Annotated in this window: 14 protein-coding genes; 9 read left to right on the top strand and 5 right to left on the bottom strand. The window is 58.6% G+C overall.

Annotation, left to right across the window (positions count from 1 at the left end; translation table 11 throughout):
* Positions 1 to 4: 4 nt before the first annotated feature.
* The 9 genes from ACSPHG_RS17885 (at position 5) to ACSPHG_RS17845 (ending at position 8,135) form a co-directional block, all read left to right on the top strand.
* Positions 5 to 1,264, top strand: coding sequence for a YlbE family protein (locus ACSPHG_RS17885; RefSeq protein WP_435954827.1), 1,260 nt, complete (start codon positions 5 to 7; stop codon positions 1,262 to 1,264).
* Between the two features lie 8 nt (positions 1,265 to 1,272).
* The gene (locus ACSPHG_RS17880; protein ID WP_435954826.1) at positions 1,273 to 2,070 is read left to right on the top strand and encodes an oxamate carbamoyltransferase subunit AllH family protein; all 798 of its coding nucleotides are present in this window, start codon (positions 1,273 to 1,275) and stop codon (positions 2,068 to 2,070) included.
* A 10-nt stretch (positions 2,071 to 2,080) separates the two neighbouring features.
* The gene (locus tag ACSPHG_RS17875; protein ID WP_435954825.1) at positions 2,081 to 2,983 is read left to right on the top strand and encodes a carbamate kinase; all 903 of its coding nucleotides are present in this window, start codon (positions 2,081 to 2,083) and stop codon (positions 2,981 to 2,983) included.
* A 198-nt stretch (positions 2,984 to 3,181) separates the two neighbouring features.
* Complete coding sequence (locus tag ACSPHG_RS17870) at positions 3,182 to 4,321, top strand: porin (RefSeq protein WP_435956055.1); 1,140 nt, start codon at positions 3,182 to 3,184, stop codon at positions 4,319 to 4,321.
* Between the two features lie 284 nt (positions 4,322 to 4,605).
* Entirely contained in the window at positions 4,606 to 4,917 is a 312-nt protein-coding gene (locus ACSPHG_RS17865; protein WP_435954824.1) for a type II toxin-antitoxin system HigB family toxin, read from the top strand.
* A complete protein-coding gene (locus ACSPHG_RS17860) occupies positions 4,914 to 5,333 on the top strand; it encodes a helix-turn-helix domain-containing protein (protein ID WP_435954823.1) in 420 nt (139 codons plus the stop codon). The genes ACSPHG_RS17865 and ACSPHG_RS17860 overlap by 4 nt, the downstream gene beginning before the upstream one ends.
* 241 nt (positions 5,334 to 5,574) lie before the next feature.
* Positions 5,575 to 6,408 carry a MetQ/NlpA family ABC transporter substrate-binding protein gene (locus ACSPHG_RS17855; protein ID WP_435954822.1) on the top strand — a complete coding sequence of 278 codons (834 nt, stop codon included), beginning with the start codon at positions 5,575 to 5,577 and terminating at the stop codon, positions 6,406 to 6,408.
* Positions 6,409 to 6,466: 58 nt separating this feature from the next.
* Positions 6,467 to 7,483, top strand: a complete 1,017-nt coding sequence (sfbB, locus tag ACSPHG_RS17850; protein ID WP_435954821.1) for a virulence-associated ABC transporter ATP-binding protein SfbB — start codon at positions 6,467 to 6,469, stop codon at positions 7,481 to 7,483.
* Complete coding sequence (locus ACSPHG_RS17845) at positions 7,476 to 8,135, top strand: methionine ABC transporter permease (protein WP_435954820.1); 660 nt, start codon at positions 7,476 to 7,478, stop codon at positions 8,133 to 8,135. Before sfbB ends, ACSPHG_RS17845 begins: the two co-directional genes overlap by 8 nt.
* Before the next feature lie 2 nt (positions 8,136 to 8,137).
* Here ACSPHG_RS17845 and mnmH read toward each other — a convergent pair whose 3' ends face one another.
* The 5 genes from mnmH to ppiB form a co-directional block, all read right to left on the bottom strand.
* A complete protein-coding gene (gene mnmH, locus ACSPHG_RS17840) occupies positions 8,138 to 9,253 on the bottom strand; it encodes a tRNA 2-selenouridine(34) synthase MnmH (RefSeq protein ID WP_435954819.1) in 1,116 nt (371 codons plus the stop codon).
* A 410-nt stretch (positions 9,254 to 9,663) separates the two neighbouring features.
* Complete coding sequence (gene purK / locus ACSPHG_RS17835; RefSeq protein ID WP_435954818.1) at positions 9,664 to 10,734, bottom strand: 5-(carboxyamino)imidazole ribonucleotide synthase; 1,071 nt, start codon at positions 10,732 to 10,734, stop codon at positions 9,664 to 9,666.
* The gene (gene purE / locus ACSPHG_RS17830) at positions 10,731 to 11,240 is read right to left on the bottom strand and encodes a 5-(carboxyamino)imidazole ribonucleotide mutase (protein ID WP_435954817.1); all 510 of its coding nucleotides are present in this window, start codon (positions 11,238 to 11,240) and stop codon (positions 10,731 to 10,733) included. Before purE ends, purK begins: the two co-directional genes overlap by 4 nt.
* 138 nt (positions 11,241 to 11,378) lie before the next feature.
* Positions 11,379 to 12,098 carry a UDP-2,3-diacylglucosamine diphosphatase gene (gene lpxH, locus ACSPHG_RS17825; RefSeq protein WP_435954816.1) on the bottom strand — a complete coding sequence of 240 codons (720 nt, stop codon included), beginning with the start codon at positions 12,096 to 12,098 and terminating at the stop codon, positions 11,379 to 11,381.
* 10 nt (positions 12,099 to 12,108) lie between these two features.
* Positions 12,109 to 12,603: a peptidylprolyl isomerase B gene (ppiB, locus tag ACSPHG_RS17820; RefSeq protein WP_435954815.1), complete on the bottom strand. Its 495-nt coding sequence runs from the start codon at positions 12,601 to 12,603 to the stop codon at positions 12,109 to 12,111.
* Positions 12,604 to 12,687: the final 84 nt, after the last annotated feature.

The following is a 12,687-nucleotide window of genomic DNA, read 5'->3' as shown; positions in this document are numbered from 1 at the left end:
TGTTATGACTACATCTTTGGCTCAGGCCAACTCAAGCGTTATCGAACGCGTTCGTCAGGCTCGTCCCCACTGGCTGGATGTGAAACCGGCGGGCCAGCTTATCAGCGTGCTCAACCAGGGCATGACCCTGCTGCACGCCGGGCCGCCGATGGCCTGGCAGGATATGACCGGCCCGATGAAAGGGGCCTGTATCGGCGCGGCGCTGCTGGAAGGCTGGGCGACGGAAGAAAGCCAGGCGCTGCGCCTGCTGGAAACTGGCGAAGTTAACTTCGTACCCTGCCACCACGTTAACGCCGTTGGCCCGATGGGCGGCATCACCTCGGCCTCCATGCCGATGGTGGTGGTCGAAAACATCACCGAAGGCAACCGCGCGTACTGCAACCTTAACGAAGGTATCGGCAAGGTGATGCGCTTTGGTGCCTACGGCGAGGACGTGCTGAGCCGCCAGCGCTGGATGCGCGACGTGCTGATGCCGGTGCTGAGCGCGGCGCTGAAAACCCTCGAGCGCGGGGTGGACCTGACCGCCATGATGGCGCAGGGCATCACCATGGGGGACGAGTTCCACCAGCGCAACATCGCCTCTTCCGCGCTGCTGATGCGCACGCTCGCTCCGGCCATCATGCGCCTCGAACACGACAGGCAGCAGCTTGCCGAGGTGATGGACTTCCTGAGCGTCACCGACCAGTTCTTCCTTAACCTGGCGATGGCCTACTGCAAGGCGGCGATGGACGCCGGGGCGCAAATCCGCGCGGGCAGCATCGTCACCGCCATGACCCGCAACGGCGACCGGTTCGGCATCCGCGTGAGCGGGCTTGGCGACCGCTGGTTCACCGCGCCGGTCAACATGCCGCAGGGGCTGTTCTTCACCGGCTACACCCAGGATCAGGCCAACCCGGACATGGGCGACAGCGCCATCACCGAAACCTTCGGCATCGGCGGGGCGGCGATGATCGCAGCGCCTGGTGTAACGCGCTTCGTTGGCGCGGGCGGTATGGACGCGGCGCGTTCGGTTTCCGAAGAGATGGCGGAGATCTTCCTCGAGCGCAACATGCAGCTGCCGATCCCCGGCTGGGATTTCCAGGGCGCATGCCTGGGGCTGGATATCCGTCGCGTGGTGGAAACGGGCATCACGCCGCTTATCAACACCGGCATCGCGCATAAAGAGGCGGGCGTCGGGCAAATCGGTGCCGGGACGGTGCGCGCGCCGCTGGCGTGCTTCGAGCAGGCGCTGGAAGCGCTGGCCGAATCCCTGAACCTCTCCTGAGGCCGAACGTGATTAGCGCCCTGCTTGGCAGCCTTCACGCGCCGTCGATTGAGGATAGCTGGCAGGTGGCGGGCCTGTACTCCCGCGCCATCAATCTGGCGGGGGAGTCGGGCAATTTGCTGACGCTGCACCGCGCGGGTAACGGCCTCAGCCCGATGGGCTGGGTGCTGAAAAGCGACGATTTCGACGCCCTGCGCGCCTCGCTCAACGCTGATTCGCCGGTTATCGCCCATACCGGCGGCATTCAGCTTGGGCGCGTGCGTATACGGCAACCGGAACGGCGGTGTTTGCTTCGGCAAATGGCCGCCTGCGACGTGCGTTTGGCTGACGCGCATTATCTGGCGCGCGGCGAAAGCACCGGGCTGTACGGGCCGCTTGCTACGGCCATCGCCCGGCCCATCAACGGCGAGCTGAACAGGCTCAAGCAGCTTTTTCGGCAGGCGATAAAAGGCAAAGAGGTGAACTGGTGCCCGCACCTGGGCAAAGGCCCGGGTCTGACGCCGACGCACGACGATATGCTGGTGGGCATGCTGCTGGCGGCAAGCGTCGCCGGGGCGTTGCCCGACCTGCCGTTTTTTGCCGCATCCAACTGCCTGCGCGCCGCCACGACCCAGGTCAGCGTCGCCTATCTTCAGCACGCGGCGCAGGGCGTTTTCGCCTCGCCGCTGCTCTATTTTGCCAGCGCGCTTGCCGAGCACCGGCGTCTGCCTTTCGCCATCGAACAGCTTCTGGCGCTCGGGCACACCTCCGGGGCCGACACGCTGCTGGGCTTCTGGCTCGGGCAGCAGGCGCTTGGCGCACTGTAAAGGAATGAACATGAAAACTCTGGTCGTCGCCCTTGGGGGCAACGCTCTGCTGCAGCGCGGGGAAGCGCTGACGGTGGAAAATCAATACCGCAATATCGACAAGGTCGCCGCCGCCCTCGGGCAGCTGGCGCAAAAATATCGCCTGGCGCTGGTGCACGGCAACGGCCCGCAGGTTGGGCTGCTGGCCCTGCAAAACCTCGCCTACCGCGACGTCGCGCCTTACCCGCTCGACGTGCTGGTGGCCGAAACGCAGGGCATGATTGGCTATATGCTGGCGCAGCGCCTGGCCCAACGGCCGGGCACGCCGCCGGTTACTACCGTCATGACGCGCATGCTGGTGAACGCCGACGACCCGGCGTTCGGCCAGCCGGAAAAATTCATCGGCCCGGTTTATGATCCGGCGCAGCGGGGGGAGCTTGAAGGCCGCTACGGCTGGACGATGAAGGCCGACGGCCGCTACCTGCGCCGCGTTGTGGCTTCCCCCGCGCCGCTGAAAATCGTCGACGGCGAGGCTATTGAGCTGCTGCTGCAAAATGGCCACATCGTTGTCTGCGGCGGCGGCGGCGGGGTGGCGATGATTGAAGGCGAGGAGGGCGCGCAGGGCGTAGAGGCGGTGATCGACAAAGATCTCGCCGCCGCGCTGCTGGCCCGGCAGATTGGCGCAGACGGCCTGGTGATCCTCACCGACGCCGACGCGGTGTATGAACATTGGGGAACGCCAGCCCAGCGGGCCATTCGCCGCGCCACGCCGGACGAGCTGGCGCCGTTCGCCAAAGCCGACGGTTCGATGGGGCCGAAGGTGGCGGCGGTCAGCGACTACGTGCGCCAGCTTGGCAAACCGGCCTACATTGGCGCGCTGCATCAAATCGACCAGATTCTCGCCGGTGAGGCGGGTACCTGCATAGCGCTATAAACTCAGTTATATTTCGATTTTTATTGCGCCAGGACATATTTCCTGGCGCACTGCTCAATTTTTGTAATACCTATTAAGTAATAGATCCGCTTTAACCGCACGAATCATTAAAAATCCCCCACCCGGAACAATAAATAAGCTGTAATATCTCCGCGAAAATAATAATCAGGTTACTAAGGTTTATAAATGAACATCAAAATGCGCGTTCTTCCGAAGCTTGTGGGTGCAGGCCTGCTGCTGGGGATGGCCTCTTTCGCGGCCAATGCTGAAATCACTCTCTTAAAACAGGATCCGCAGGCGGGCGACCCGTTAAGCCGCCTGAATTTCACCTTCGGCGGGAGCATTCGTCCGCAGTTTAATATGATGACCGGCGACGGTGATAAAGGCTCATATAAGCGTAACGGCTTTGACGGCGGCACCCGTTTCCGCTTCGCGGCAGACTATTACCTGTTCGACGATATTAGCTGGATCAGCTATTACGAACTGGGTGTTAATATTCCGGCGGTATTCGACTGGGATAACCATTATGCGGAAGGGGCGAACGACACCTCTCGCCGCATGCTGTACACCGGCCTGAAAAGCAAAACCTGGGGTACGTTAACCTTCGGCCAGCAGAACAGCGTGTACTACGACGTGGTCGGCGCGAAAACCGATATCTGGGACTACGACATGATCGGCCAGGCACCGGGCAACGGCATCAACGGCGACTACGACGGCTCCTACCGTTCTCGCAAAATGCTGAAGTACAAAAACACCTTCGGCGATGCGGACGTGTACGCGTCCTACCTGTTCGACGACGGCGAATACCTGCCGGGCAACGGCCTGCGCTACAAGCGTAAAGGCGGCGGCTCGCTGGGCGTGGATTACCATCTGACCAAAGACCTGACCTGGGGTACGGCGTGGAACTACACCCGTGCGGAAATGCGCAATCCGGGCAACAGCGACAGCAAAACCTACGACCAGAACATCCTCGGTACCGCGCTAAGCTGGAAACCGGATGCCTGGACGTTCAGCGTCGGCGGCGGCTGGTATCAGAACTTTATGACCACCAAAAAAGTCGACGTGAACAACTACTTCGCGGGCGACGCGTGGGGCGTGGAATACTTCGCGGGCTACACCATCCCGGTTGGCCAGTACGCGCTGAAAACCGTGCAGCCTTACTTTATGGGCGATCGCATCGAATACGTTAACGGCCGCAACTACCTGCGCACCGACAACGGCGTGGGCGTAAGCTTCCAGCTGGACTACGGTTTCCGCGTAGATTACGAACACGTATTCACCTCCAGCACCGACGATCTGGGCGACATGAACCTGGTCCGTCTGCGTTACGATTTCTAATCGTACAGGGGCGGGTAAAGCCATTTTACCCGCCCAAAAATCTGCAATTCTGCGGTGCGTTTCATCACGCCTGCGAGCCGCCTCGAAGTTTGAATATCCGCCCTGAAATCCCATATTTTTACTGTTGACTTGTACAGTGGTGTTAACGTACTTATAGCCAGCATCGCCTCCCTTCTCCAAAAAAAGCGGAGCGTCGGCATGGATCTTTTTCTTTCTGGTTTACATATTGTAAACCAAATAAATGGCTGTTATGATGTTCACATAATGTAAACGGAGTGCATAGGATGCATGTGATTTCTAAGGAACCTTTTCTCGCGGCTTCTCTGAAATATTCCAATATCAGTGTCGCGTTACTGGCAACATACAAACAATTGAGTGAAAAGGACTTTATCAGCCCAGCCGATTTGAAAAATCAGTTTCCAAGCCTTGATAACTTTAAATACAGAGATAAATGGTGGGTCATTGACGTTGGAGGCAATAGCTTACGAATAATAGCCTATATCAACTTTATAAATAAAAAGGTGTTCGTAAAACATATTGTTACCCATGCGGAATATGACAAACTGTCAAGGTATTACCGGGAGAATAGAGAATGATTAAAGATACAGCTAAAGCATTAGAAGCCACTAAACAGTTAGTTGCTGCAATCCCCCTGCTGGGGGACAGCGCCTCAGAGAGTGATTACCGAAATGCGCTGGAAATGGTTGAATATCTAATAGAGAACGATGATACGAATCCTTTAATCGATTTTCTGGCGCTAAAAATTACAGATTATGAAAAAAGAAATGAGAGATTCGCCGATTTTAATAAGGCTATAGAAGATATGCCCACAGGCGTTGCTGCATTAAGAGTGCTGATAGATCAGCATAATCTTACCTACGCAGATCTGAAGGAAGAAATTGGTTCAAAATCATTGGTAAGCCAGATTTTGTCCGGTGATCGGTCATTAACCATCTCGCATATAAAAGCACTTGCCGAAAGATTTGGCGTCAGGCCAGACTTATTTATATAAGATTGATCTTGAGTCCCGTATTTGTAGCCTGAGTGATCAGCCCCCCGTGCCTGCTTACGAATTATAAACAGGCACCGCTTCGTTATACCCATTTCAACTACCCTTATTCCTTTTTCGCAATTACTCCTCGCGGCAGTTTATGTCATCTTAATCGCTGGTTTTGATTCAGCGACTTACGGAGCGGCCCGGCACCGATCGGGCGGCCACAACACAGCACGCACATTCATGTTAGGGAGAATATATGGGAATCCGTCACGGCCTTCGTTTTGCAAGCGCAGCACTGCTTCTGGCGAGTGGTTTAAACCTGGCGCACGCCGCCGATGATAAGACCATTACCTTTGGCGTCGCGCCCGGTCCTTATGGCGACATGGTTAAGCAGGCTATTGCGCCGTCGCTAAAAGAGAAGGGCTATAAGGTGGTGGTGCGCGAGTTCAGCGACTACGTTCAGCCGAACATGGCGCTCGCTAACGGCAGCATCGACGCCAACCTGTTCCAGCACAGCCTCTATTTCAACAAATTCACCGCCGACAAAGGCCTCAAGCTTACCAAACTGCTGACCGTGCCTACCGCCGGAATGGGGCTTTATTCCCACAAGGTGAAGAGCCTCGGCGAGTTGAAAAAGGGCGATATCGTCACGCTGTCGAACGACCCGACAAACCTGGCTCGCGGCCTGCGCTTCCTGCAGTCGATGGAGCTGATTACCATCAAAGACAATATCGACCCGACGAAGGCGTCCGAGCGTGATATCGCCAGCAACCCGAAAGGCCTGGTGTTTAAGCCGCTGGAAGCCGCGCAGCTGCCGCGCACGCTGGACAGCGCCTCCGCCGCGCTGGTTAACGGTAACTTTGCGATTGCCGCGGGCCTTGACCTGAATTCTGCGCTCAAGCAGGAACACCTTGACGAAAACCTCAAGAATATCATTGCAGTGCGTAGCGAAGATGCGGACAAACCTTTCGCGAAGGATATCGTAGAAGTGGTCAAATCCCCGGCCTACCGGGCGGTGATTGACGATCCGAAAAACATCTTCAACGCCTTCCAGAAACCAGACTGGATGACGCAGGCCGCTCAACGGTAACTCCGCATTATCCGGGCAGGCGGGATGTCTGCCCATCGTGGTCGACTCCGAGGTTTTCATGATTGAGATAGAAAAGGTCTGCGTGGATTTTCCCACCGGCCGCAGCCAGACCAGCCGGGCGGTGGATAACGTCAGCCTGCGCATCGCGTCCGGCGAAATATTTGGCATTGTCGGCACTAGCGGCGCGGGGAAAAGCACCCTGCTGCGCACGCTGAATGCCCTACAACGCCCGAGCCAGGGCAGCGTCAAAGTTGCCGGGACGGAAATTACCGCGCTGGAAGGTGGGGCGCTTCGCAAGGCGCGCCAGCGCATCGGCATGATCTTTCAGCACTTCAACCTGATGCACACCCGCACCGTCAGCCAGAACGTGGCGTTTAGCCTGAAGGCGGCGGGCTGGGAACGCGGCAAAATCGCGCCGCGCGTGGCGGAAATCCTCAAGCTGGTGGGCCTCGAAGATAAGGCCGGCCGCTACCCGGCGCAGCTTAGCGGCGGGCAAAAACAGCGTGTGGGCATCGCGCGCGCCATCGCCAACCATCCTGACGTGCTGCTGTGCGATGAGCCAACGTCGGCGCTGGATCTGGAAACGTCGGCCACTATCCTGGCGCTGCTCAAGCAGATTAATCAGCAGCTTGGCATCACCATCGTGCTGATCACCCATGAGATGAACGTGATCAAATCGATCTGCGACCGGGTGGCGGTGATGTCCGGCGGCAAAGTGGTGGAGGCGGGGGAGGTGTTCGATATCTTCGCCCATCCGCAGCACGCGTTTACCCGCCAGCTGGTGTCGCACACGCTTAACCTCAGGCTGCCCGAACGCCTGCAGCAGCATCTGCACGGCTCGCTGCTGAAGATTTTGTTTATCGGCGATTCTGCGGAACAGCCTGTGCTTTCAGACGTGGCGGTGAAGTTTGGCGTGGCGGTGAACATTCTGCACGGCAAAATCGAATACATTGGTGAAAAGGCGCTGGGGATCCTGGTGGTTCAGCTCACCGCCCCGCATAACCCAACCGCGGTGGATGCTGCCGTGGAACATATTCGCGTTCGTACGGCCCAGGTGGAGGTGATCAATGGATGATTTAGTCGCGGACCTGCTGCTCGCGTTTAACGAAACCTTCCAGATGCTCGGCATCTCGACGGTGCTGGCTATCGTCGGCGGCCTGCCGCTCGGCTTCCTGATTTTTGTTACCGACCGGCACCTGTTCTGGCAGAACCGGCTGCTGAACGTGTTCAGCTCGGTGGTGGTGAACATCGTGCGCTCGGTGCCGTTTGTGATCCTGCTGGTGCTGCTTCTGCCGCTGACGCAGTTTCTGCTGGGTAACACGATTGGGCCAATTGCGGCCTCGGTTCCACTTTCCGTCGCGGCGATCGCGTTTTACGCGCGTCTGGTTGACGGGGCGCTGCGCGAGGTGGATCGCGGGATTATCGAGGCGGCGCTGGCGTTTGGCGCAAGCCCGATGCGCATCATCTGCACCGTCCTGCTGCCGGAAGCCAGCGCGGGCCTGCTGCGCGGGTTAACCATTACGCTGGTTAGCCTGATCGGCTACTCGGCGATGGCCGGCATAGTGGGCGGCGGGGGCGTGGGGGATCTGGCGATTCGCTACGGCTATTACCGCTACGAAACCCAGGTAATGGTGGTGACCGTGGTGGCGCTGATCGTGCTGGTGCAGGTGGTGCAAATGGCGGGGGACTATCTGGCCCGCCGCGCGGATAAGCGCGACCGGCACTAGGATTATTTTGCCTGGCTGACGTAGCTGCTGCTGCGCAGCCAGGATTCAACCTGCCTATAATCCCCGCGAAACACGATTTGCCCCGCTTTTTTGCCCAGCTGGTAGCGGTACATCGGGTCGTAATATTCTTCCAGCAGCGGCGCAAGCCACGCCAGATGCCCGTCGCTTAAGCCGGTCTTGCGCTGGTGTTCGAGCGCCTTGTCCAGCACCATGGTGAACTGCTGGAAACGTTCCATGCCCAGGCGGCGGCGAATGGCGAACAGGCCGTGATGCAGGTATTCGCCGTAGTGTCGCCACGCGGTTTCTTCATCGCTTACGGACAAAAACGCGGCGCTCATCTGCTCGAAGTATTCGTTTTTCAGGCGCTCCAGGCGCACCTCGAACGGGTCTTCAATCACCACAATCGGCGAACGCGTCATGTTTTCTCTGAAGGTTTCCGGGATGTGGCGCGAGCCGATCATGCGGCCTTCGTCTTCGATAATCCAGGTCACCGGCGCGCCCTCGCTCTTTTTCAGCAGCGTGACGGCAAGGTTGTTTTCGAAGCTCGCCTGTGAAGGCTGCTCGACGATCGTGCGGCCAAACGAGGAGCCGCGGTGGCGCGCCAGCCCTTCAAGATCGACGCCGGTAGGCAGCGAGCGGATCAGGATGGTTTTGCCGCAGCCGGTGTTGCCGCTGACCATGATCATCGGCCACGTCGCGCGTGCTTCAATGGTCTGTACTGCGAAGTGGCGTAGCGCCTTGTAACCGCCGTCTACCAGCGGGTAGTTCACGCCCGCTTCGCGCAGCCACTGCTGGACGATATGCGAACGCATGCCGCCACGCGCGCAGCACAGATAGCCGTCGGGATGGAGCCGACACTGCTCGAGCCACCTTTCAAGGCGCGCGGCTTTGGTCTTGCCGTTGACCAGAATATGGCCCAGCTCAACCGCCGCCTGCTGCCCGCGCTGCTTGTAGCAGGTGCCGACGGCCGCTCGTTCTTCATCCGACATCAGCGGCAGATTAAGCGCGGCGGGCATAGCGCCCTGGCTGAATTCAACCGGCGCGCGCACGTCGATAAGCGGGGTATCGGTGCGCAGCAGCTGTTCGTAATGTTGAGAGTCGGGACGAGCGTTAATCATGCATAAACCTTAAGACGAATGGGGCGAAACGAGGGGGATTGTGCGCTGGCTGGGCATGAAAAGAAAGAGGGGAAAGTGCGGCGGGTATTTTATAAAAAGGAATATGTCGGATGGCGCTGCGCTTATCCGACCTACAAATCGGCCTGTAATACCGTGCATCTTGTCGGATGGCGCTGCGCTTATCCGACCTACAAACCGACCTAAATACCGGGTATTTCGTCGGATGGCGCGTTGCTTATCCGACCTACAAACCGACCTACGATACCGTGCGTCTTGTCGGATGGCGCTGCGCTTATCCGACCTACAAACTGTTTAAATTATTGTTGGATGGCGGCCTACGCCTTACCCGACCTACGGCTCCGGATGATTCGTAGGGCGGGTAAGCGAAGCGCCACCCGCCGCAAACGTAGCTACTTAAGAAGCTTGCTCTGCGCCCAGGCGATGCCGCTCGCATAGTCCGGGGACAGCAGCGGAACCAGCGCCTCGAGCGACGCGCTCATCCTGTCGGTATCGCTGTCGTTTAGGTTGAGATGCCCGACCTTGCGGCCTTCGCGCACCTCTTTGTCGTACCAGTGCAGGTGCACCAGCGGCAGCTTCAGCCAGTTATAGTTCAGCTCGGAGCCAATCAGGTTGATCATCACCGACGGGGCGTTAACGACAGGCTGCGGCAGCGGCAAATCGACAATCGCGCGCAGATGCAGCTCGAACTGGCTGATGGACGCGCCGTTCTGCGTCCAGTGCCCGCTGTTGTGCACGCGCGGGGCCAGCTCGTTAATCAGCAGGCCGGACGGGGTGACAAAGCACTCCATCGCCATCACGCCGACGTAGTTCAGTTCGTGCATCACGGCGCTGAGCATGTCTTCCGCTTCGCTTTGCTGCTCGGCGTTGGCGTGCGGGAAGGCGACGCTTGCGCGCAGAATGCCGTCCTGGTGCAGGTTGTGCGTCAGCGGATAAAACACCGTGCTGCCGTCGTGGCCGCGCGCGCCGACAAGCGAAACTTCGCCGGAAAAGTTAATGCCCTGCTCAACGATGCACTCGCCGTAGCAGTCGTCCGGCAGTTGGTTGGTTTCGCCGCGGCGTAAACGCCACTGGCCGCGACCGTCGTAGCCGCCGACGCGGCGTTTAACGATCGCCAGATCGCCCAGCGTTTCAAAAACGTCGGCCCATTCGTCGCGGCTGGAAAGCAGCTGCCACGGGGCGGTTGCCAGCCCCAGCCTGTCGAACATCTCTTTCTGCGTCAGGCGGTCGGCGATAATCGGGAAGACATCGCGGTTCACAAAGGCGTTGTGGCGCGCCAGCTCGCGGGTAAGGGCGGTTTCGGGCCAGCGCTCGATTTCAGCGGTGATCACGCTCTGCGCGAAGGGGACGGCTTCCGGCTCGGCGTCAAGCCCCACGGGATACACCGCGATGCCCAGCGGCTCGCCCGCCTGGCGCAGCATTCTGCCCAGCTGGCCGTTGCCTAAAACGCAGACGCGCTTCATGCCTCACCCCGCGGGTCCGGATTTTCCAGCACTTCTTCGGTCTGCGCGTTGCGCCATGCGGCCAGACGCTTGTGCAGCGCGTGGTCGTGCAGGGCAAGGATTTGTGCTGCCAGCAGCGCCGAGTTTGCCGCACCGGCTTTGCCAATCGCCAGCGTGCCCACCGGAATACCGCGCGGCATCTGTACGATGGAATAGAGGCTGTCCACGCCGCTTAACGCAGCACTTTGCACCGGCACGCCCAGCACCGGCACCAGCGTTTTAGCCGCCAGCATGCCCGGCAGATGCGCAGCACCGCCCGCGCCCGCGATAATCACCTGGTAACCGTTGCTTTCGGCCTGTTCGGCAAAGCTAAAGAGTTTATCCGGCGTGCGGTGTGCGGAAACGACTTCGACGTGGTGCGGGACTTCAAGCGCGGTAAGGATTTCTGCTGCAAACTGCATGGTGGCCCAGTCACTTTTGGAACCCATGACAATGGCGATACGCGCCGGGGTCTGGTTGGAGGACATGCGTCTCAAAACTCCTGTGGAAGTGCAAACATCACCGAACGTCGGGCGGTCGGTCAGAAGGAGTGTGAGAATACCATGAACATCGGACAAGGAAAACGGTTGCGTGGTTAACAAAGCGGCGAAAAACGGCCTTGCGACTTAAAAATCGAACGCGATAAGCTCGACGTCTTCGGGGGTGACTTTGATCATCGAACCTTCCGTATGCCATGCGCCCAGCACGCAGCGGAAAGCGGGTTTGCCGTTTGCGGTCAGGGAGTGAATTTCCGGGCGATGCGTGTGGCCGTGGATCATCCACTGCACGTCGCGGCGGGTGAGGGCGTCGACAACCGCCTGCTGATTCACGTCCATAATGGAGAGGGATTTGCTGCTATTGGCAGCCTTGCTTCCGGCGCGCATTTTGGCGGCCACGCGTTTGCGGATAAACAGCGGCAGCGCGAGGAACAGCCGTTGCAGCCAGGGCTGGTGCACCTTCTGGCGAAACGCCTGGTAGCCGTTGTCGTCCGTGCAAAGCGTATCGCCGTGCAGAATGAGCACCCTGCGGCCGTACAGATCGAGGACTTTTTCTTCCGGCAGCAGCGTCATGCCGCTCAGGCGGGCAAAGCGCCTGCCGAGCAGGAAATCGCGGTTGCCGTGGATGAAATAGCAGGGGACGCCTGAATCAACCAACGCTTTGATGGCTAAAGCGATTTCGCCGTGCAGCGGTTCGGGATCGTCGTCGCCAATCCAAGCTTCAAACAGGTCGCCGAGGATGTACAGCGCCTGCGCTTCCCGCGCCGTGCCTGCCAGAAAACGCAGAAAACCGGCGGTTATCGCCGGTTCTTCTGAGCAGAGATGTAAATCTGCAATAAACAGGATCATCGACGGCGAATTACTCGCTGACGGTGACGCTGTTAATAATGACGTCTTCTTTCGGCACGTCCTGATGCATGCCGCTGCGGCCGGTGGAAACGCCCTTGATTTTATCAACCACGTCCATGCCTTCAACCACTTCGGCAAATACGCAGTAGCCCCAACCCTGCAGGCTTTCGCCGCTGAAGTTCAGGAAGTCGTTATCTGCCACGTTGATGAAGAACTGTGCGCTTGCGGAGTGTGGTGCCTGGGTGCGAGCCATCGCCAGGGTGCCACGGGTGTTTTTCAGGCCGTTGTTTGCTTCGTTCTGAATGGTGTCTTTGGTTTCTTTCTGCTTCATGCCAGGTTCAAAACCGCCGCCCTGGATCATAAAACCGTTGATCACACGGTGGAAAATGGTGTTGTCGTAGAAACCTTCGCGGCAGTAGTCCAGGAAGTTTTTAACGGTAATTGGCGCTTTATCGTCAAAAGTTTTGATGATGATATCACCGTGATTAGTGTGAAAAGTAACCATGCTCTGCATCCTATATTAGTCAGACAGTGTTCCGGCAGACGGTGCCGCCACACAAGGTGGTTGTTATAGCATAACTGCACTTGA

Origin of the sequence: Dryocola baronae (assembly GCF_051297175.1) — a bacterium.
Classification (GTDB): Bacteria; Pseudomonadota; Gammaproteobacteria; order Enterobacterales; family Enterobacteriaceae; genus Dryocola.
The sequence above is the reverse complement of the archived record's forward strand: the minus strand, read 5'-3'. Positions and strand labels throughout refer to the sequence as shown.